The sequence below is a fragment of the Streptomyces neyagawaensis genome, from assembly GCF_023516595.1.
Taxonomy (GTDB): Bacteria; Actinomycetota; Actinomycetes; order Streptomycetales; family Streptomycetaceae; genus Streptomyces; species Streptomyces neyagawaensis.
This window is the reverse complement of sequence record NZ_JAMGBG010000125.1, coordinates 42,807-62,992: the sequence shown is the minus strand read 5'-3', so window position 1 is coordinate 62,992 and position 20,186 is coordinate 42,807. Positions and strand designations below refer to the sequence as shown.

Annotated in this window: 15 protein-coding genes, 1 tRNA gene and 1 pseudogene; 12 read left to right on the top strand and 5 right to left on the bottom strand. The window is 71.2% G+C overall.

Going from position 1 to position 20,186, the window contains the following annotated elements:
• The 3 genes and pseudogenes from M8J73_RS36240 to M8J73_RS36230 all read right to left on the bottom strand — a co-directional run.
• Positions 1-154 (bottom strand): annotated as a pseudogene (locus tag M8J73_RS36240) (TIGR01458 family HAD-type hydrolase); the annotation flags it as partial.
• 111 nt (positions 155-265) lie between these two features.
• Positions 266-2,356, bottom strand: a complete 2,091-nt coding sequence (locus M8J73_RS36235) for an MDR family MFS transporter (RefSeq protein ID WP_249829563.1) — start codon at positions 2,354-2,356, stop codon at positions 266-268.
• Positions 2,357-2,533: 177 nt separating this feature from the next.
• Positions 2,534-3,061, bottom strand: coding sequence for a DUF309 domain-containing protein (locus M8J73_RS36230; protein WP_055537201.1), 528 nt, complete (start codon positions 3,059-3,061; stop codon positions 2,534-2,536).
• 102 nt (positions 3,062-3,163) lie between these two features.
• Here M8J73_RS36230 and M8J73_RS36225 point away from each other — a divergent pair.
• A tRNA-Pro gene (locus M8J73_RS36225) sits at positions 3,164-3,237 on the top strand.
• 105 nt (positions 3,238-3,342) lie between these two features.
• On the opposite strand, the gene dhaK is transcribed toward M8J73_RS36225, so the two are convergent.
• On the bottom strand, positions 3,343-4,347 hold the full coding sequence (dhaK, locus tag M8J73_RS36220) for a dihydroxyacetone kinase subunit DhaK (RefSeq protein WP_249829562.1): 1,005 nt from the start codon (positions 4,345-4,347) through the stop codon (positions 3,343-3,345).
• A gap of 319 nt (positions 4,348-4,666) precedes the next feature.
• Here dhaK and M8J73_RS36215 point away from each other — a divergent pair, with 319 nt between their 5' ends.
• From M8J73_RS36215 to M8J73_RS36200, 4 genes are all read left to right on the top strand, one after another.
• Positions 4,667-5,515, top strand: coding sequence for an MIP/aquaporin family protein (locus tag M8J73_RS36215; RefSeq protein ID WP_055542705.1), 849 nt, complete (start codon positions 4,667-4,669; stop codon positions 5,513-5,515).
• 74 nt (positions 5,516-5,589) lie between these two features.
• Positions 5,590-7,107, top strand: a complete 1,518-nt coding sequence (gene glpK / locus M8J73_RS36210; RefSeq protein WP_055542706.1) for a glycerol kinase GlpK — start codon at positions 5,590-5,592, stop codon at positions 7,105-7,107.
• Positions 7,108-7,189: 82 nt separating this feature from the next.
• Positions 7,190-8,902: a glycerol-3-phosphate dehydrogenase/oxidase gene (locus tag M8J73_RS36205; protein WP_055542707.1), complete on the top strand. Its 1,713-nt coding sequence runs from the start codon at positions 7,190-7,192 to the stop codon at positions 8,900-8,902.
• A 251-nt stretch (positions 8,903-9,153) separates the two neighbouring features.
• A complete protein-coding gene (locus tag M8J73_RS36200; protein WP_372504081.1) occupies positions 9,154-11,115 on the top strand; it encodes an ABC transporter ATP-binding protein in 1,962 nt (653 codons plus the stop codon).
• On the opposite strand, the gene M8J73_RS36195 is transcribed toward M8J73_RS36200, so the two are convergent.
• Positions 11,103-12,977 carry a helix-turn-helix domain-containing protein gene (locus M8J73_RS36195; RefSeq protein WP_249829561.1) on the bottom strand — a complete coding sequence of 625 codons (1,875 nt, stop codon included), beginning with the start codon at positions 12,975-12,977 and terminating at the stop codon, positions 11,103-11,105. The genes M8J73_RS36200 and M8J73_RS36195 overlap by 13 nt on opposite strands.
• Positions 12,978-13,175: 198 nt before the next feature.
• Between M8J73_RS36195 and M8J73_RS36190 the strand changes: the two genes are divergently transcribed.
• The 7 genes from M8J73_RS36190 to M8J73_RS36160 all read left to right on the top strand — a co-directional run bounded on the left by M8J73_RS36190 (position 13,176) and on the right by M8J73_RS36160 (position 20,174).
• Positions 13,176-14,933 carry an FAD-dependent monooxygenase gene (locus M8J73_RS36190; protein ID WP_055541866.1) on the top strand — a complete coding sequence of 586 codons (1,758 nt, stop codon included), beginning with the start codon at positions 13,176-13,178 and terminating at the stop codon, positions 14,931-14,933.
• A 90-nt stretch (positions 14,934-15,023) separates the two neighbouring features.
• Complete coding sequence (locus M8J73_RS36185) at positions 15,024-15,962, top strand: dioxygenase family protein (RefSeq protein WP_055541869.1); 939 nt, start codon at positions 15,024-15,026, stop codon at positions 15,960-15,962.
• Positions 15,963-15,988: 26 nt separating this feature from the next.
• On the top strand, positions 15,989-17,026 hold the full coding sequence (locus M8J73_RS36180; RefSeq protein ID WP_055541868.1) for a maleylacetate reductase: 1,038 nt from the start codon (positions 15,989-15,991) through the stop codon (positions 17,024-17,026).
• A gap of 39 nt (positions 17,027-17,065) precedes the next feature.
• Positions 17,066-17,977 (top strand): YceI family protein, encoded by a 912-nt coding sequence (locus tag M8J73_RS36175; RefSeq protein ID WP_055541865.1) that lies wholly within the window; start codon positions 17,066-17,068, stop codon positions 17,975-17,977.
• 60 nt (positions 17,978-18,037) lie between these two features.
• Complete coding sequence (locus M8J73_RS36170) at positions 18,038-18,406, top strand: hypothetical protein (protein WP_240501655.1); 369 nt, start codon at positions 18,038-18,040, stop codon at positions 18,404-18,406.
• A gap of 341 nt (positions 18,407-18,747) precedes the next feature.
• A complete protein-coding gene (locus M8J73_RS36165; RefSeq protein ID WP_055541864.1) occupies positions 18,748-18,930 on the top strand; it encodes a hypothetical protein in 183 nt (60 codons plus the stop codon).
• Positions 18,927-20,174 (top strand): FxsB family cyclophane-forming radical SAM/SPASM peptide maturase, encoded by a 1,248-nt coding sequence (locus M8J73_RS36160; RefSeq protein WP_274757700.1) that lies wholly within the window; start codon positions 18,927-18,929, stop codon positions 20,172-20,174. The genes M8J73_RS36165 and M8J73_RS36160 overlap by 4 nt, the downstream gene beginning before the upstream one ends.
• The last annotated feature ends 12 nt before the right edge of the window (positions 20,175-20,186 follow it).

The following is a 20,186-nucleotide window of genomic DNA, read 5'->3' as shown; positions in this document are numbered from 1 at the left end:
ACGCCCGCGTCCGGGACGTCGTGTTGGTCACCAGCGCGACGCCCAGCCCGGCACCGCGGATCTCCCGCAACGCCCCGACCGCACCCGGCAGTGGCTTCCACGAGACGGTGAGCACACCGTCGATGTCGACCAGAACAGCACGCTTCTCGGTCATACGGGGACGATACGCCGGAGGTGGTCGACCCACAGCCGACCGATGGCCAGCCGGCAGTCGACTGGTGGCCAGCCGGCAGTCGACCGGTGGCCACCGACAGTCGACCGGTGGTCAGCCGGTGGTCGCCGTCGCGCCGGACGGGACCGACTCGCGTTCCCGGGCCGGCAGACCGTGCGTGAGGTCCTCCCTCAGCAGCCGTTTGGCGATGGTGTCGACGGCGGCGCGCAGGTCCCCGTCGACGGGACGGCCGTAGTCCTCCTCCAGCCGCCGCCGGAGCCAGTCGCCCCAGGCCGCGCTGATCACCCGGGCCTCGCGGGCACCCGCCTCCGTGTGGGAGAACAGCAGGCCGTCACGCGTGAGGTACCCCTCCTCCACCATGCGGTCGAAGACCGGCACCAGGACCTCGGGCGGCATACGGCGCCGCGCGGCGATCAGCGTCAGGCTCCCATGGCCGACCATCCGGGTGAACAACTCGACCTGCATGACGGCCCAGGCGCCCGCGATGTCCAGCCGGGTGTCGGACGCGGTGACGACCCGGCGCGCGGTGTCCTGCTGGGTACGCCCGATGATCCTCCCCACGGCCGCCTCCAGCAGCCGCTGCGAATCCCCGGCCGGAGGCCGCGCGAAACCCTCGCCCATGTCCGACGATCCCGCCCGCGCGCTGTCCCGGAGCCGCACCTGCTTGAGGAACAGCGCGACCACGAAACCCAGGGCGGCGACCGGCACGGTCCACAGGAAGACGGTCTGGAGCGTGTCGGCGTATGCCTCGACGATCGGCTCCGCGACTTGGGCGGGCAACTGATGCAGCCCCTCGGGACTCTCCGCGTCCCGGGCGATCGTCGCCGGGTCCGCCGCCCCTGTCCGCGCGCCCTCGGCGACCGCGTCGGACAGCTTGGGGGTGAGCGTGTTGGCGTAGATCGTGCCGAACACGGCCGTCCCGAAAGAGCTGCCCAGCGTACGGAAGAAGGTGACGCCCGAGGTCGCCGTCCCCAGGTCGGAGTACGCGACGGTGTTCTGCACGGCGATCGTCAGCACCTGCATGGACAGACCAATGCCGGTGCCGAGCACGAACATGTACAGCGAGTCCAGCCAGGCACTCGTACCCGGCCCCATCAGCGACAGCAGATACAGCCCCACCCCCATCACGAGAGACCCGACGACGGGGAAGGCCCGGTACCGCCCCGTCCGGCTGACGACGGTGCCGCTGGCCACGGACGCGATGAGCAGTCCGATGACCATGGGGAGGGTCCGCACACCGGAGATGGTGGCCGAGTCGCCGTCGACGTACTGGAGGTAGCTCGGCAGATACGTCAGCGCGCCGAGCATCGCGAAGCCGACGATGAAGCTGAGGATCGAGCAGACCGCGAACACCGGGTTCCCGAACAGCCGCATCGGCAGCATCGGCTCGGCGGCGCGGGTCTCCGCCCAGCAGAACAGCGCCAGGGCGACGGCCCCGCCGACGAACAGACCGATGACGACCCCGGACCCCCAGGCGTACTCGTTGCCGCCCCAGCTCGTGGCGAGGATCAGCGCGCTCGCGCCGATCGCGACGAGTCCGATGCCCAGGTAGTCGATGACGGGACGCGAGGCCGACTTCACCACCGGGATGGTGCGCGCGGCGGCCACGACCACGAGGATCGCGATGGGCACGTTGACGTAGAACGCCCAGCGCCAGGTGAGGTGGTCGGTGAAGAGGCCGCCGAGCAGCGGCCCGATGACCGTGGCCACACCGAACACGGCACCGATCGCGCCCTGGTACTTGCCGCGGTCCCGCAGCGGGATCACATCCGCGATCAGCGCCATCGCGGTCACCATGAGGCCGCCCGCGCCGACGCCCTGCATCGCCCGCCACAGGATCAGCAGCGTCATGTTGGAGGCGAGACCGCACAGGAACGAGCCGGTGATGAAGACGATCGCCGACACCTGGAAGACGACCTTCCGCCCGAACAGGTCGCCGAACTTGCCGACGAGCGCGGTGGACACCGTCTCCGCGAGGAGATACGACGTCACCACCCACGACATGTGCTCGGCGCCGCCCAGGTCCGACACGATCGTCGGCAGTGCCGTGCCCACGATGGTCTGGTCGAGGGCCGCGAGCAGCATGCCCAGCATGATCGTCACGAAGACGACGTTGCGCTGGCGTGTGCTCAGCTCGGGCGCCTGCGCGGCGGAGGGGGCGGCGGCGTCCTGAGTGGTCGTCACAGGGCCACGATCACACCGCCCGCCCCCACCTGCATGCGGAGACGCCCCGCGCGGGTACCGCCGCCCGGCGATCGACCGCCACCGCGCCCGGAACCGGCTCAGGCGGTGCCCGCACGCCGGCCGACGCCTCGCCGGACCCCGCGACGTCGCCTGCTCCAAGTCCCCGCCACGAGGCCGCTAGCAGGGCCCGTCCCCTCCCAGACGCGGCGCCCGGCTCCCCGCGTCCACCGGGCGCGCCTCGCCCTCCACGACGCCGGCCAGCTCGCGGGCCCAGGTCGCGACATGCGGCAGGTCGATGCCGTACGGCTGCGCCCGGCCCTCGGTCGCCGCCCACTCCTCGACCGCGCCGGCCCCGCGCCGCAGCAGCCGGGCGCCGCCCGTCGCGTTACCGCGCGCCGCGTGCGTGAGTCCGACGGCGAGCTGGGCCAGCCCCCGCCACAGGGCGCGCTCCTCCTCCGGCCCCGACTTCCACGCGTCCTCGAAGACCTCGTGCGCGTGGAACGGTTTCCCCGCGTCCAGCAGCGCCTGCGCCTCCGCGACGGTCTCCTCCGGCCGCCGAACGACTCCCTCCGGCTGCCGCTCCACACCGTCCGCCCCGTACGGCAACGGCCGCCCCAGCCCGTCCCGCGGCCGAGCGTTCCGCGCGCGCCCCTCCGTGTCCCGGTCCCGCCGCCGTACCGTCCCGCCGTCCGATGTCGCGTCCATGCCTTGATTGTCCCCCGCCCCCCTCACCGGCCGCGGAGCACCGGCCGACGTACGGTAAAGTTCTCTCTGCGCGATCACGCGGTTCCCCCGCGGACAGCGCACCGGGACGTGGCGCAGCTTGGTAGCGCACTTGACTGGGGGTCAAGGGGTCGCAGGTTCAAATCCTGTCGTCCCGACTTTACGAAGTCGCAGGTCAGGGGCCGCTTCAGAGGAGATCTGAAGCGGCCCCTCGATCATTCTCGGGGACCGGTGCATGGTCCTACCGCCACCATGGGGTCAGGTCAGCGGCCCCAGCGCAGCGCGGCGGTCTGCACGGGCGCGTCCCACAGCCGCAGCATGTCCGCGTCGGCCCGGCACAGCGTCACCGAGCACCCCGCCATGTCCAGCGACGTGACGTAGTTGCCCACGAGCGCTCGTGCCACCGGCACGCCTCGGGCCTCCAGCAGCCGGGCCACCTCGGCGTGGAAACCGTACAGCTCCAGCAGCGGCGTCGCTCCCATCCCGTTGACCAGGGCCAGTACCGGCCCGTCGGCCGGAGCCACCTCCACCAACTCCTCGAGTACGGCGCCCACCGCGACCTCCGCGATCTCCCGGGCCGGCATCACCGCGCGCCGCTCTCGGCCCGGCTCGCCGTGGATCCCGACCCCGAGCTCCATCTCCCCGTCCGGCAGGTCGAAGGTCGGGCCTCCCTTCGCGGGAGTGCTGCAGGCGGTGAGCGCCACGCCGAAGCTGCGCGAGCACTCGTTGACGCGCCGGGCGATCGCGGCCACCTGCTCCAGCGGTGCGCCCTCCTCGGCGGCCGCCCCGGCGATCTTCTCCACGAACAGGGTCGCCCCGGTGCCCCGCCGCCCGGCCGTGTACAGGCTGTCGGTGACGGCGACGTCGTCGTTGACCAGGACCTGCTCGACCCGGACCCCGTCCTCCTCTGCGAGCTCGGCGGCCATCTGGAAGTTCAGCACGTCCCCGGTGTAGTTCTTGACGACGAACAGCACGCCCTGCCCGGCCTCGACGGCGCTCGCCGCGCGCAGCATCTGGTCCGGGACGGGCGAGGTGAACACCTCCCCGGGACACGCGGCCGACAGCATCCCGTACCCCACGAACCCGGCATGCAGCGGCTCGTGCCCGGAGCCGCCGCCGGACACGAGCCCGACCCGCCCGCCCTCCCGCGCGTCCCGCCGTACGACCAGCCGACCCTCCACGTCCACGTTCAGCTCCGGGTGGGCGGCAGCCATCCCCCGCAGGGCATCGGCGACCACGGTCTCCGGACTGTTGATCAGCATCTTCATGGCACCTCCCGGGTGGAACCGGCGGCCGAGCCTCTGCCCGGTTTCCTCACGGGGCTCAGGCATCGCCGGTGAAAGGCGGGCGCATTCGCGATCGCACGCCACATGAACAGTGTGCCGCCACGCCGTGGACATCGGCGACGGGTGAGAGCAGCGGGGCGCGGTCGCGGCGGAGGATAAAGGACAGCCCCGGGCATCGCCCCCCGGCTGCGCAGCCGGCGGTTTCGCCTCGCGCGCATGGCTCCGGCCGGTCCTACAATAATTCCCGGAGTACTCGGGGCAGTCGACGGCCGGCCCTAGGGCCGGCGGGAAGCGGGCACCCATGGCTGAGCGGCTCAAGAGATCAGGGCTGGTCGGCGAGCTTTCAGCAGAATTCGCCGGCACCATGATCCTCATCCTCTTCGGGTGCGGTGTGGTGGCCCAGGTAGTCGCCGGCGGGGCTCTCACGGACCCGGCTGGCGGCCTGGGAAACCACGACAGCATCGCCTGGGCCTGGGGCCTCGGCGTCACCCTGGGCGTCTATGTCGCGGCGAGGCTGAGCGGTGCTCACCTCAATCCCGCGGTGACCGTCGCACTGGCGACGTTCAAGGGCTTTCCGTGGAGCAAAGTGGCCCCCTACGCGCTGGCCCAGACGGCCGGAGCCTTCGTGGCAGCCCTGATCGTCCGGTGGAACTACACCGAGGCGCTGGCAAAGGCGGATCCCACCCACACGATCAAGACGCAGGGCGTCTTCTCCACGCTGCCCGCCAACGGCAACCCGAACCTGCCGGTCAGCGATTGGGGCGCATTCCGCGACCAGATCATCGGCACCGCGATCCTGCTGCTGCTGATCCTCGCGGTCACGGACCTGCTCAACACGCCCCCCGGCGCCAACCTGGCGCCGTTCATCGTCGGCCTGATCGTCGTGGGCATCGGCATGGCCTGGGGCACCAACGCGGGTTATGCGATCAACCCGGCGCGTGACTTCGGTCCCAGGCTGGCCAGCTTCTTCACCGGGTACGGAGGAGCGTGGCGAGATCAGTACGGGCACCTCTACTTCTGGGTGCCGATCGCCGGTCCGCTGATCGGAGGTCTGCTGGGAGCGGGCCTGTACAAGTTCTTCATCGGCCGGTTCCTGCCGACCGCCGAGCCGGAGCCCCCCGGACGGGTGCCGGCCCCGGACGAAAGCTGACACGAGAGCTGACCGTCTCCCGGGGCTGCCGTGTTCCGGCTGCCCCGGGAGAGCCCAAGGAGAGGCGGCATCCCATGGCGGACTTCGTCGGCGCGGTGGACCAAGGGACCACCAGCACCCGTTTCATGATCTTCGACCAAGCCGGCAACGAGGTGGCGAGGCACCAGCTGGAGCACTCACAGATCCTCCCGCGCTCGGGGTGGGTCGAACACGACCCGGTGGAGATCTGGGAGCGCACCAACTCGGTGATGCAGAACGCGCTCCGGCACGGAAACCTCTCGCCGGAGGACCTGGCGGCCATCGGTATCACCAACCAACGGGAGACGACCGTCGTCTGGGACCCGCGCAACGGCCGCCCTTACTACAACGCCATCGTCTGGCAGGACACACGTACCGACTCCATCGCGGCAGCGCTGGACCGATCGGGCCAGGGCGACGTCATCCGCCGCAAGGCAGGGCTGCCGCCGGCCACGTACTTCTCCGGCGGCAAGATCCAGTGGATCCTGGAGAACGTCGACGGGGTGCGCGAGGCGGCCGAGCAGGGCCATGCCCTCTTCGGCAACACCGACTGCTGGGTGCTGTGGAACCTCACCGGCGGCCCCGACGGCGGCGTCCACGCCACCGACGTGACCAATGCCAGCCGCACCATGCTGATGGACCTGGAGACCCTCGACTGGGACGACGAACTGCTGAGCTTCTTCGGCATTCCCCGGGCGATGCTGCCCACCATCAACCCGTCCTCCCACGCGGAGGCGTTCGGACGGGCCCGTACGTCCCGGCCGCTGCGGGCAGCCATCCCCATCACCGGTGTGCTCGGCGACCAGCAGGCAGCCACCGTCGGGCAGGTCTGCTACGCGCCCGGCGAAGCCAAGAACACCTACGGCACCGGCAACTTCCTGGTGCTCAACACCGGCACGGAACTGGTGCGGTCCCAGCACGGCCTCCTGACCACCGTGGCCTACCAGTTCGGCGACAGCCCGGCGATCTACGCACTCGAAGGCTCCATCGCCGTCACCGGCTCCGCGGTGCAATGGCTGCGCGACCAGCTGAAGATCATCAACGATGCCGCCGAGAGCGAACGCCTGGCGCTTACCGTCGAGGACAACGGCGGGATCTACTTCGTCCCCGCCTTCTCCGGCCTGTTCGCCCCGTACTGGCGTTCCGACGCCCGTGGCGCGATCGTCGGCCTCGCCCGGTACAACGACAACGGCCACCTGGCGCGGGCCACCCTGGAAGCCATCTGCTACCAGAGCCGCGACGTGGTGGAAGCCATGGAGCAGGACTCCGGCGTCCACCTCGACGTCCTCAAGGTCGACGGCGGCGTGACGGCCAACGACCTGTGCATGCAGATCCAGGCCGACGTCCTCGGCGTCCCGGTCAGCCGCCCGGTCGTCGCCGAGACCACCGCGCTGGGCGCCGCCTACGCCGCCGGTCTGGCCGTCGGTTTCTGGCGGGACACGGACGAACTGCGCACCCACTGGCAGGAGTCCAAGCGCTGGGAACCCCAGTGGTCCGAGGAACAGCGCGAGGAAGGATACGCGGGCTGGAAGAAGGCGGTCGAGCGCACGCTCGACTGGGCCAAGGTCGAATAGGTTCCGGCCGGGAGCGACCGGACGGGCCGGCCCGAGCCGCGTGCGCCGACCACACCCGCACCCGCTGCACGAGGAGGAGACCATGGCGAACCCGGTGGCTCTCTCGCCCGGGGCACGCGCGGAGGCCCTCGTCCGACTGGGAGAGGGTGAGCTCGACGTCCTCGTCGTCGGGGGCGGTGTCGTCGGCGCCGGATCGGCTCTGGACGCCGCCACCCGGGGCCTGAGAGTCGGCCTGGTCGAAGCCCGGGACTGGGCCTCGGGCACGTCCAGCCGCTCCAGCAAGCTCATCCACGGCGGCCTGCGGTATCTGGAGATGCTGGACTTCCGGCTCGTCGCCGAAGCCCTGAAGGAGCGCGGACTCCTGCTTCAGCTCCTGGCCCCTCATCTGGTGCGTCCGGTGCCGTTCCTCTACCCGTTGCGGCACCGGATCCGGGAGCGTCCGTACGTCGGCGCCGGCGTCCTGCTGTACGACACCATGGCTGCGGCCGCCGGAACCTCCAGAGGTCTGCCCCACCACCGTCACCTGCTCAAGCGCCAAGCCCTGCGCGAGGCGCCCGCGCTGCGCTCCGACGCCCTGGTCGGTGCCATCCAGTACTGGGACGCTCAGGTCGACGACGCCCGGCACACCATGTTCCTCGCCCGCACGGCCGTCGCCTACGGAGCGCTGGCCGCCAACCGTACCCGTGTCAGCCGCTTCCTGCGGCAGGGCGAGCGGGTGGTGGGAGCCGTTGTCACGGATCTGGAGACCGGCGACGAGACAGAGGTGCGAGCCAAGCAGGTCATCAACGCGACCGGCGTGTGGACCGATGACACCCAGGCCCTCGCCGGCACGCGCGGCCAGTTCCACGTCCGCGCCTCCAAGGGCGTGCACCTGCTGGTCCCCCGTGACCGGATCAACTCCCGCACCGGGCTGATCCTCCGCACCGAGAAGAGCGTGCTGTTCGTCATCCCCTGGGGACGACACTGGATCATCGGGACCACCGACACCGACTGGACGCTGGACAAGGCTCATCCCGCCCTCAGCTCCAAGGACATCACCTATCTGCTGGAACACGTCAACAGCGTCCTGGTCACACCTCTGGTTCCGGAGGACGTCGAAGGCGTCTACGCCGGTCTGCGTCCCCTCCTGTCCGGCGAGGCCGCGGAAACCAGCAAACTGTCACGCGAGCACCTGGTCGCACACCCGGTACCCGGTCTCGTCGTGGTGGCGGGCGGCAAGTACACGACCTATCGGGTGATGGCCAAGGACGCGGTCGACGAGGCGGCCCGCGGCCTGGACGAGAAAGTGCCCGACTGTGTCACGCAACGCGTTCCGCTGCTCGGCGCCGACGGCTATCCGGCCCTGTGGAACTCCCGCCACAACCTCGCCGAGTCCTCCGGGCTGCATGTCGCCCGCATCGAGCACCTGTTGAACCGCTACGGCTCCCTGGTGCACGAGCTGCTCGCCATGGTGGCAGCCGACTCCTCGCTCGGCGAGCCGTTGCCGAGCTCCGACGACTACCTGCGGGTCGAGGCCGTCTACGCGGTGACCCATGAGGGTGCCCGTCACCTGGAGGACGTGCTCGCCCGACGTACCCGGATCTCCATCGAGTCCTGGGACCGTGGTGTGGACGCGGCGCGGACCGTCGTGGAACTGATGGCGCCTCACCTGGGGTGGGACCAAGCACACCGGGACCGTGAGGTCCACCATTATCTGAAGCGGGTGGCCGCCGAACGCGAGGCCCAGCAGCAGCCGGACGACCAGACCGCCGACGCGGTACGGCTCGGTGCCCCCGACATCATTCCGGTGCACTGAGCGGAGTCGGGGACTGCTCGTTTTGCCGCCGCGAACGGTATGGCCGGATTGAATCGCACCCGCGTGCGACCTGTCGCCGACAGGGGAAAAGGCTTGGACCTCGTGCGTCCCGGCACGGGAGACTTCAATTCCTGCCCTGTTTGTACGCGTATGGCGCCGCCGTGCAGGCAGGGCATTCCCCCAAGAGGCTCGTGGCGGACCGCCACACGACACACAGGGGCGGGATGGGATCACCTGAATCACGCACAGCCATGCCGGGCAAGGGCCCGGTCCTCCTCGCACTTCGCTACTACGGACGGGAACTGGTCCGGCTGCGGCTGCTGGCCGTCCCCGGCATGCTCCTGCCGGCCATCGGCAACATCGGTATCTACTACGTCGCACCGCTGGTCGTCGCGAAACTCGTCGGCCGTATCGCCGACGACCCCGAGGTCACCGTCGGCACGACACTGCCCTACATCCTCGGCTTCGCGGGTGTCCTCCTGTTCGCCGAGGCGCTCTGGCGCCTCGGCCTGCACTGTCAGAACCGTCTCGACGCCCTCGGCATCGAGCGCCTGTACGTCATCGGCATGGACGAACTGTTCGCCAAGGACGCCACGTTCTTCCACGACAACTTCGCCGGTTCGCTGACCAAGCGGGTCCTGAGCTTCGCGTCCCGCTTCGAGCAGTTCGTCGACACCCTGACCTTCTCGGTCCTCGGCAACTTCGTTCCGCTGCTGTTCGGGGCGGTGGTCCTCTGGCGGTACGAACCTCTGCTCGTCGTCGGGCTCCTGGCGATGATCGCGCTGACCGCGGTCTGCGTGGTGCCCCTCATCCGCCGCCGCCAGGCACTCGTCGGCCTGCGCGAAGAGGCCATCGCCCGGGTGTCCGGCCATGTCGCCGACAGCCTGACGAACATGGACACGGTCCGCGCCTTCGCCGCCGAGGAGCGGGAGGCCGCGGAGCACCGGTCCCGGGTCGCCGAGTCCCGCCGGCTCTCCCTGCGGTCGTGGGACTACGGCAACCTCCGCATCGACACCCTGGTCGCCCCGCTGTCCGTGCTGACCAATGTGCTGGGCCTGGTGCTCGCCATCGCCCTCGGCGCGAGCGGTAACGGCGTCGAGGCGGTCGTCGTCGCCTTCACCTACTACACCAACGCGACGCGGATCATGTTCGAGTTCAACCAGATCTACCGTCGTATGGAGAGCGCGATGACGGAGGCCGCGCAATTCACCGACCTGCTGCGGAACCCGCCGACCGTGCTCGACCCGGCGGAGCCGGAGCCTCTGCGGCCCGGCCCCGCCGATGTGCGCTTCGAGAAGGTGACCTTCGCCCACGCGGGCGCCGCACCACTCTTCCGGGGCCTCGACCTGACGGTGCCCAGCGGGACCAAGGTCGGTCTCGTGGGCCGGTCCGGCGGCGGCAAGACGACGCTCTCCCGGCTCCTGCTGCGCATGAATGACATCGATGCCGGGCGCATCCTCATCGGCGGCCAGGACATCAGCCGGTTACGCCAGGCCGACCTGCGCAGCCTCATCGCGTACGTGCCGCAGGACCCGGCGATGTTCCACCGCACCCTGCGGGACAACATCGCGTTCGCCCGGCCGGACGCCACCGACGCCGAGATCCGGCGGGCGGCGGAGGCGGCCCACGTCACGGAGTTCGCCGACGTCCTGCCGGACGGCTTCGACACGCTGGTGGGGGAGCGCGGCATCAAACTGTCCGGCGGACAGCGCCAGCGCGTCGCGCTCGCCAGGGCGATCCTCCGGGACGCCCCGATCCTGCTGCTCGACGAGGCGACCAGCGCCCTCGACTCCGAGAGCGAACTCCTCGTGCAGGAGGCGCTGTGGCGGCTGATGGAGGGCCGTACGGCGCTCGTGGTCGCCCACCGGCTGAGCACGGTCGCCGGCATGGACCAACTCGTCGTCCTCGACCACGGCCGGATCATCGAGCAGGGCACCCACCAGGAACTGCTCACCCGCGACGGCGCCTACGCCAAGCTGTGGCAGCACCAGTCGGGCGGCTTCCTCGACGACGGCCCCACGGACGCCGCCACGGACGACGGCGCCACGGACACCCTCACGGACGACAGTTCGACCGACACCAAGCCCACGGACATCTACATCGACCCCACCGACATCGACCCCACCGACATCAACAGCCCTGATCAACCGTCCGCCGACGAGACCTCCGCCCACGGCCGGCCCACCGATCCGCTGGGCGTTCAGCCCCGGTAGCCCCGTAGCTTCCGGTACAGAGTGGCGCGGGCGATGCCCAGGGCCACCGCCGTACGGGCCTTGTTGCCGCCGTGGCGGTGCAGGGCGTCCAGGATGGCGGCGCGCTCGGCCTGCTCCATCGGGCTGAGCTGCCGGGCGGCGGGGCCCTCCCGCACCGGGTCCGGCAGCTCGGCCCGCCGGACGGGTCCCGTCGCCCGGCGCTGCTCCGTCAACGCCCGCACCAGGTGCACCAGTTCGGTGACGTTGCCGGGCCACGGGTGCTGCTCCAGAGCGCGCAGCGCGTCCAGCGACCAGGTGAGCGGCGGGTCCCCCGGTGCCGGCCTGGGGGTGAGGGAGTCGAGCAAGTCCTTGATGTCCTCGGGGCGTTCGCGCAGCGCGGGCAGGGTGACCGAGCGCGCGGCCAGGCTGTCCAGCAGCCGTTCGAGGCAGGCGCCGGGAGGGGGACCCGGGGTGTACGTCACCAGCAGGGGCGCGACGGGAGGCGCTTCGAGGAGCGAGTTGAGGGCTGCCACATCGCGCTGGGTCAGACGCTCGGCGTGCCGGACGAGGACCGCCCGACCACCCGCCCACGCGTCCAGCGCCGCGTGGACCTCCCCCTCCGCCGCGTCCGCCGTCAGCAGCGGCTCCCCGCCCACTCTCCCGGGCAGTTCCCCGGCAAGTTCCGTGGCCAGTTCCCGGGCCAGGGACGCCTTCCCGGTGCCGCGTTCCCCGACGAGCAGCAGCGGCTCCGACGACGATCGCGCCAGCTCCGTCGCCCGGTCGACCGCGTGCCGCCAGGCCACCGAACGCCCGGCCACCCCCACGTCGACACCGCCACCGCCGCCACTGTGCGCGATCGCCGCCGCACCGCCCCACGAGTCCACCCCCGCGGCCGTCCGCCCCACCGGCTCCAACACGGCGACCACACCGATCACGGAGCCCAGATGCGTCACCGGGGCGAGGGTCGCCCGACACCTCGCCCCCTCCGGCAACGGCACGGCCGTGAGGGGCGCCCCTCCCACCGCGGCGAGCGCACCGCGCTCCAGCGCCTCCAGCCCCTCCGGTGACAGCAGCCGCCCCGCGGCCTCGCTGACCAGCCGGCTGCGTCCGTCCAGGGCGACGACCGCCCGCTCCGCCTCCGGGCGCCCGCGCCCACCGCGCTCCCGCCCCGCCTCACCGTCACCGTCCCGGGCGTGACGCCCCGCTCCCCGCACCGCCGCCAAGTACGCGTCCAGCAGCACCCGTTCCGCCCCCTGGGACCGCGCGAGGAGTTCCGCCTCGACGGCGTCGGCGGCGGCCTCGGCGAGGGCGGCTCCCGGATGGGGGCCGCCCTCCGCGCAGAGCGTGGAGGCCACGGTCACCGTGCCCAGGGGGCGCCCCGTGTCGGGGGCGAGCACCGGCACGCTGACCGCGGAGACGTCCTGCCAGAGGTCGAGGAAGTGTTCGGGCCCGTGCACCTCGGCCCGCCGGCGCGTGCTGAGGGCGCGGGCCGCGCTGTTGACGCCGACCGTCTGCTCGGAGAGGTCGAAGCGGTAGAGGTCGTCCCGTCCGCCGCCGGTCGCCCACAGCACCCGCAGCCGCTCGTCGGTGAGGAGGAGAGCTGCCTGTTCCGCGCCGAGGGTGGGGGCGATCCGTTCGAGGACGGGCCGGGCCGCCGCCAGCAGGGCCGACCCCTCCGGTCGTACGGGAGGCGGTGCCGGGGCGGGGACCGGGTCCCGCGTGTCGTGTCGTACGCCGAAGAACCGGGCGCGCTTCCACGCGGCGACGACCTCTTCCGGTACGTCGTCCGGCACTTGCCGCCCCAGCAGGAACAACTCCCGGGCCCTGCGCAGCGAGGTGAGGGTGGGGCGGACGGAGACGGAGGGCTGCTCTGTGGTGGTCACGACACCACTCACCGTACCGGCACAGGTTGAATGAGCAACAAGCGCCCCGTTTCCGTACTCCGTGCCGTGGGCAGCCCGAAACGGGCGCCCCCTTGACCCGTGTGCCGAACTGTCTCGTATTGAGACACCCACGCTCCCGCGCACCCGTCCATGATCTTCGACGGTCGGTGCCTGTTCTCATGTCCCTGGAGCGTTCCCGTGCACACCGTCGAGCCCCATGTCGTGACCGACGTACTGATCGTGGGCAGTGGCCCCGCCGGCGCCTCCGCCGCGCTCGCGCTGAGCACGTACGGCGTGCCGAACATCGTCGTCACCCGCTACGCCCGCCTCGCCGACACCCCCCGCGCGCACATCACCAACCAGCGCACCATGGAGGTTCTGCGTGACCTCGGGGTCGAGGACGAGGTCGTCGCGAAGGCCACTCCGCAGCACCTGATGGGCGACACGACCTTCTGCACCAGCCTCGCCGGCGAGGAGCTGGGCCGGGTCCGCTCCTGGGGCAATGACCCGCTCGTGCAGGCCGCGCACGAACTCGCCAGCCCCACCCGTATGTGCGACATGCCGCAGCACCTCATGGAGCCCGTCCTGATCGACGCGGCGGTCGCCCGCGGCACCAACCTGCGGTTCAGCACCGTCTACAAGTCCTTCGTCCAGGACGCCGACGGCGTCACCGTCACCGTCGAGGACCGGCTGCGCGGCGACGAGTACACGATCCGCGCGAAGTACCTGATCGGCGCCGACGGCGGCCGCTCCCAGGTCGCCGAGGACGCGGGGCTGCCCATGGGCGGCCAGATGGGCGTGGCCGGCAGCATCAACATCGTCTTCGACGCGGACCTCACGAAGTACACCGCGCACCGGCCGTCCACCCTGTACTGGGTGCTCGCCCCGGGCGCCACCGTCGGCGGCATCGGCGCGGGCCTCGTGCGCTGCGTCCGCCCCTGGAACGAGTGGCTGATCGTGTGGGGGTACGACGTCACCGCGGGCGCCCCCGACCTCACCACCGAATACGCCGAGAGCATCGTCCGCAAGCTGATCGGCGACGACGAGATCCCGGTGACCGTGAAGTCGTCCTCGGCGTGGACGGTCAACGAGATGTACGCGGAGACGTACTCCCACGGCCGGGTCTTCTGCGCCGGCGACGCCACGCACCGCCACCCGCCGTCCAACGGCCTCGGCTCCAACACCTCCATCCAGGACTCCTACAACCTGGCCTGGAAGCTCAAGCTCGTCCTCGACGGCACGGCCTCCCCGCGACTGCTGGACACCTACACCGCCGAGCGCGCCCCGATCGGCCGGCAGATCGTCACCCGCGCCAACAAGTCCATCGGCGAGACCGCGCCCGTCTTCGAGGCGCTCGACGGGCTCTCCCCGCAGACCCCCGAGCAGCTGTGGGCCAACATCGCCGCCCGCAAGGACGCCACCGACGCCGCCGAGAAGCAGCGGGCGCGGCTGCGCGAGGCCATCGCGTTCAAGGTGTACGAGTTCAACGCGCACGGCGTCGACCTCAACCAGCGCTACGCCTCGGAGGCGATCGTCCCCGACGGCACCCCCGACCCCGGCTTCGACCGCGACCCCGAGCTGTACCACCAGCCCAGCACCCGGCCCGGCGCCAGGCTCCCGCACGCCTGGCTCACCTCCGGCACCCGCACCCTCTCCACGCTCGACACCGTCGGGCAGGGCCGCTTCACCCTGATCACCGGCATCGGCGGCGACCACTGGACCCGGGCGGCCGAGGCCCAGGACCCGGCGATCACCACCGTCGTCATCGGCCCCGGCCGACAGTACGAGGACCCGTACGGCGACTGGGCCCGGCTGAGCGAGATGGCCGACGGAGGAGCCCTGCTCGTCCGCCCCGACGGGTACATCGCCTTCCGGCACGCCACGGCCGCCGCGTCGGCCGAGGACGCGGAGCGTTTGCTGACAGCGGCGTTGCGACGGATCCTCGGACATGCCTGACGGGAAGGATGCCCGGACATGAGCACCGACACGAGCACCGACGCGAGCATTGACACGGGTACCGGCATGAGCACCGACAGGAGCACCGGTATGAGCGACGCGTTCACGACCCGGATCACCGAAGCGGTCGTCGACAGCATGGACGGAACCCCCGACCCCCGGCTGCGCGAACTGCTCGCCGCCCTCACCCGCCACCTGCACGCCTTCGTTCGCGAGACCGAGCCGACGATGACCGAGTGGGAGCGGGCCATCGCCTTCCTCACGGCGACCGGACAGGCCTGCACCGCCACCCGGCAGGAGCTCGTGCTGCTCTCGGACGTGCTCGGCGTGTCCATGCTCGTGGAGACGATCAACAGTGAGCGGGGCACGGGGGACCGGGACGGCACGGACGCCAGTCGCGACCGAAGCGCCGAGGCCGGTGCCGTGACCGAGTCGACGGTCCTCGGCCCCTTCCACATGACCGAGTCCCCGGCCCGTGCGCTCGGCGCCGACATCGACCTCGTCGGCGGCGGCGAACCGTGCGTGATCAGCGGGCGTGTGCTGTCCCGCGACGGCACCCCGCTGCCCGGCGCGGTCCTCGACGTCTGGCAGGCGAACGCCGAGGGCTTCTACGACGTGCAGCAGCCGGACGTGCAGCCCCCCGGCAACGGGCGCGGACTGTTCACGACGGACGACGAGGGCCGCTTCTGGTTCCGGACCTGCGTGCCGAGCCCGTACCCGATCCCGACGGACGGCCCGGTCGGCGCGCTCCTGCGGGCCACGGCCCGCCACCCCTACCGCCCGGCCCACATCCACTTCATCGGCTCGGCCGAGGGGCATCGGACGGTCACCACGCACATCTTCGTGGCGGGCAGCGATCACCTCGACTCGGACGCGGTGTTCGCCGTCAAGGAGAGCCTCGTCCAGGACTTCGCCGAGACCGACGACCCTGAGCTCGCGCGGGAGTTCGGCATCCCGAACCCGTTCCGGCACGCCCGCTTCGACCTCGTGCTCGACACGCTCGACACGTTCGACCGGGAGGAGGCGTGAGGGAGTTCGTCCACGAGTCCCCGCCCATGCGGGTCGTCCTCCGCGCCGGCGCCTCGGCGACCGCCGTGCCGGGCGAGGCCGAACGCCTGGGGTTGCGGAGGCTGTTGGTGGTGTCCGGCCCGCGGGGCGCGGAGACGGCCCGGGCAGTCGCGGACTCCCTCGGCGACGCCTGCGCCGGGCTGCACACCGAGGCCCGTATGCATGTGCCCGTCGAGGTCGCCGAACGAGCCGTCGAGGTGGCGCGCGCCGCCGGGGCCGACGGGTGCGTCGCCGTCGGCGGCGGCTCCGCGATCGGCCTGGGCAAGGCCATCGCGCTACGCACCGGCCTGCCGCTGATCGCGGTGCCGTCGACGTACTCGGGCTCGGAGATGACCCCCGTCTGGGGACTGACCGAGCACGGCGCCAAACGCACCGGCCGCGACCCGTCCGTCCTGCCCCGCAGCGTCGTCTACGACCCCGAACTGACCCTCTCCCTCCCCGTTCCGCTGACCGTGACCAGCGGGATCAACGCGGTCGCCCACGCGGCGGAGGCCCTCTACGCGCCGGACGCCACCCCGCTGGTGTCGCTGACGGCGGCGGAGGGCGCCCGGGCCATGACACGCGCGCTGCCCGAACTGGCGGCCGATCCGCGGGACCTCGACGCCCGGGGCCGCGCGCTCTACGGCGCCTGGCTGTGCGGTGCCGCGCTCGGCGCGACCACGATGGGCCTGCACCACAAGCTCTGCCACGTCCTCGGCGGCACCTTCGGCCTGCCGCACGCCGAGACCCACACGGTCGTCCTCCCGTACGCGCTGGCCCACAACGCCCCCGCGGCCCCCGAGGCCCTCGCGGCACTCGGCCGGGCCCTGGACACCGAGGACGCCCCGTATGCCCTGTGGGAGTTGTCCGGCCGCCTGGGCGCCCCGCGCTCCCTCGCCGAACTCGGCTTGAAGGAGACCGACTTGGCGGTGGCCGCGGCCCAGGTCGCCGGGCAGGCGTACGCCAACCCGCGCGAGGTCACCGAGGCGGGCGTCCTCGACGTACTGCGAGCGGCGTTCGCGGGGGACCGACCGTCACCCACCTGACCCGACCGACCGCACATCGAGAACTGAAAGGTGAACAGCATGCCCCTCGGACTGCTCCGGCGGCGATTCTCCCAAGCCCCCCGGGGAGCCGCGGGCCTGACGCTTCCGGTCCCGCCCGGCGCGGGTGCCCTCGTCCGTGAGGTCCTGGACCCGGTGAACCAGCCCATGGGCGCGGCCGAGGTGACGGTGACGGAACTCCGCAGCCACCGGGTCGCGGCCCGCGGCACCACGGACCCGTACGGCTACTTCATGGCAGTCCTGCCGCCGGGCGCGTACAGCCTGCTGATCGTGGCCGAGGGGCTCGAACCCCACCGGGAATCCGTGGAGATCGTCCCGGACGCCGGCCCGACCCCGGAACGCGTCTGGCTGCGCTCGGCCCGCCAACTGGAGCTCCCCGTCCCCGGCACCTGGCTCTTCGACCCGCCGCACACCGCGATCCGCTTCATCGCCAAGCACGTCGGCATGGCCCATGTCCACGGCCGCTTCGAACGCTTCGAGGGCGGACTGCAGGTCGCCCAGGACGTCACCGCCTCCCGCGTCCACGTCCGCATCGACGCGTCCAGCATCAACACCGGCAACACCACGCGGGACACGCACCTGCGTTCGGCCGACTTCCTCGACGTGGAACGCTTCCCCCACATCGACTTCACCAGCCACCGCTTCGCCTACCGGGGCGGCAGCAAGTGGACGCTCCAGGGCACCCTCACGATGCACGGCGTCAGCCGTTCCGTCGCCCTCGACACGACCTACCTGGGCACCGTCAACGGCGGCTACGGCGAGGAACTCCGCTGCGCCGCCCTGGCCAAGGCCGAACTCCACCGCGAGGACTACACCCTCAACTGGCGCACGATGCTCGCCCGAGGCATAGCCGTCGTCGGCCCCACGGTCCAACTCGAACTCGACGTCCAAGCGATGTACCGCACCCACGACACGCCCACGCCCCCGGAGTAAACCCCTGACCAGCGGTCCACCGAAGCACGACGAGGGGGCCACGGGCCAGAATGAGACCTCATGAATGAGGGATCGGACTGGCCGGCGGACAAGCTGGCGGCGCTCCGCCTCGGCAGGAGGCTGGTGGCGGAGGTGCCGACATCCGGCCTGGATCGCCGCGCGTTCGTGGACATCCGCCCCGCGCGGAGCACGCCTGACGCCCAGGCGGAGGCCGAAGGATGGGCTCGCAGCGACGCCGGCCGCAGCTTCCACCTTGAGCACTGGGAGTACGACCGAGAGCGCCTCGACGGCTTCGACTACGACATCGACGCGGCCTTCGTGAGGTCCGCTGACGCGTTGGACGAGTCCGACCTGCTGACGGTGCTTACCGGATGGGGCGTCCGGCCCCACTCCTTCGTCTATCCGTGGGACAGTGATGATCCCAGGTAGATACAAGATCCGGCGAAGTCCCGGAGTGCTGTAGTCGCAGCGGCGGCCGAGCAGGTGGCTGGGCCATTTTTCCCATGGCTTGGAACGCAAGGCGCTGCAAGGAGTCGGGGACCAGAGAATTCTCAGAAGTCAGCCGGTGCGGCCGCCACCGGCTAAGCGAATTCGGCCACCATGGCAGATATGGGAGGGGTAGTGGCGCCCCTGTCCTCGCACCTCCCCGGCCCGGTTGACGTCAACTGTCTTGTGGACGTGCGAACAGCACTGACAGAGCATGGACAGGGAATGTATCCGGGCGGGGCACCTTCTCCGCACCCAAGCGGCTCTCAGGGAGGCAGCAAGGCATGGACGCGCCTCAGAACAGCCACGACAGCACACGACTGGTCGACATCTCCACCGTGCCGACCTGTCGGCTGAAGGTGGTGGCCCGGAAGAACACGGCGTGGGGTCACGCCGTGCGACGCCACCTCCAGGAGCGAGACGGCTCGGCGAGGACGATCGACGTCGTCTTCGACAGTGCGCTGTGACGACGACGGAGGCCGGTTCGGGGGACGCACCCGTGGTTCCCTTCCGGCAGTTCCTGCTGAAAGTGCATAGTTTATGCAACTTGTCGTGTGACTACTGCTACGTGTATTTCGCCGCCGACCAGAGCTGGCGCAGACGGCCCGGAGCGATGTCCCTCGACATCGTCCGGCAGGCCGCCGACCGGATCGCCGAGCATGCCTGTGAACACCGGCTCCCCGCGGTCCGTGTCATCCTCCACGGCGGCGAACCCCTCCTGGTCGGCAAAGCCCACCTGGGCGAACTCCTCACCGTCCTCGCCGAACGCCTCGCCTCCTCCGGGGTCGAGGTCCACTGCTCGATGCAGTCGAACGGCATCCTCCTCGACGAGGAGTTCCTCACCCTGCTGCACCGCCACCGCGTGGGCGTGGCCGTCAGCCTGGACGGGGCCCCGGCGGCACACGACCGGCACCGCCGGTTCGCGGGCGGCCGCCCCAGCCACGCCCGGGTCGCCGAAGGGCTGCGCCTGCTCAACGACCCCCGCCACAGAGACCTCTTCGTGGGGCTGCTCTGCACACTGGACCTCGCCAACGACCCCGTCGAGACCTACGAGGCCCTGCTGGACTTCGCCCCGCCTCGCGTCGACTTCCTGCTGCCGCACGGCACTTGGCGGCACCCTCCGCCCGGCCTGGAGCACAGGACGATCCCCCCGGAGCGCCCCCCGGCCGGTGTGTCGCCACCGGACGAGCCGACCCCGTACGCGCGCTGGCTCGGCGCGGCGTTCGACCGGTGGTTCGACGCGCCGCGCATGGAGACCCGGGTCCGCATGTTCGAGGAGGTGATGTCCGGGGTGCTCGGCGGAGCGGTCAACACCGAGGCGTTCGGACTCACCCCGGTCGACCTCGTGGTCGTCGAGACCGACGGGACCATGGAACACTCCGACTCGCTGAAGGTCGTCGCGCCGGGCGCACCCGAGACCGGCCTCGACGTCTTCCGCCACTCCTTCACCGAGGCGCTGGCGACGGAGACGGTACGCCGCAGACAGTCAGGCCTCCACGGCCTCGCCCCGGTCTGCCGGGACTGCGCCCTGGTCCAGGTCTGCGGCGGAGGCCTTTACACCCATCGCCACCACCCCGCCACCGACTTCCAGAACCCTTCGGTCTACTGCCACGACCTCGCCGCATTCATCACTCACGTCAACTCCCGTATTCATACGGAACTGGCGCACGTCGCCGAGACCCCACCGGAACAGTCGTCAGCCCTTCCCTGAGCCCGGAGCGCG

Bases quoted from the DNA above. Each gene is read 5' to 3' on its own strand.
- M8J73_RS36170 (WP_240501655.1), top strand. From the start codon at position 18,038: ATGAATGAGGGATCGGACTGGCCGGCGGACAAGCTGGCGGCGCTCCGC.
- glpK (WP_055542706.1), top strand. From the start codon at position 5,590: ATGGCGGACTTCGTCGGCGCGGTGGACCAAGGGACCACCAGCACCCGT.
- M8J73_RS36165 (WP_055541864.1), top strand. From the start codon at position 18,748: ATGGACGCGCCTCAGAACAGCCACGACAGCACACGACTGGTCGACATC.
- M8J73_RS36175 (WP_055541865.1), top strand. From the start codon at position 17,066: ATGCCCCTCGGACTGCTCCGGCGGCGATTCTCCCAAGCCCCCCGGGGA.
- M8J73_RS36185 (WP_055541869.1), top strand. From the start codon at position 15,024: ATGAGCGACGCGTTCACGACCCGGATCACCGAAGCGGTCGTCGACAGC.
- dhaK (WP_249829562.1), bottom strand. From the start codon at position 4,347: ATGAAGATGCTGATCAACAGTCCGGAGACCGTGGTCGCCGATGCCCTG.
- M8J73_RS36205 (WP_055542707.1), top strand. From the start codon at position 7,190: ATGGCGAACCCGGTGGCTCTCTCGCCCGGGGCACGCGCGGAGGCCCTC.
- M8J73_RS36200 (WP_372504081.1), top strand. From the start codon at position 9,154: ATGCCGGGCAAGGGCCCGGTCCTCCTCGCACTTCGCTACTACGGACGG.
- M8J73_RS36230 (WP_055537201.1), bottom strand. From the start codon at position 3,061: ATGGACGCGACATCGGACGGCGGGACGGTACGGCGGCGGGACCGGGAC.
- M8J73_RS36215 (WP_055542705.1), top strand. From the start codon at position 4,667: ATGGCTGAGCGGCTCAAGAGATCAGGGCTGGTCGGCGAGCTTTCAGCA.
- M8J73_RS36180 (WP_055541868.1), top strand. From the start codon at position 15,989: ATGCGGGTCGTCCTCCGCGCCGGCGCCTCGGCGACCGCCGTGCCGGGC.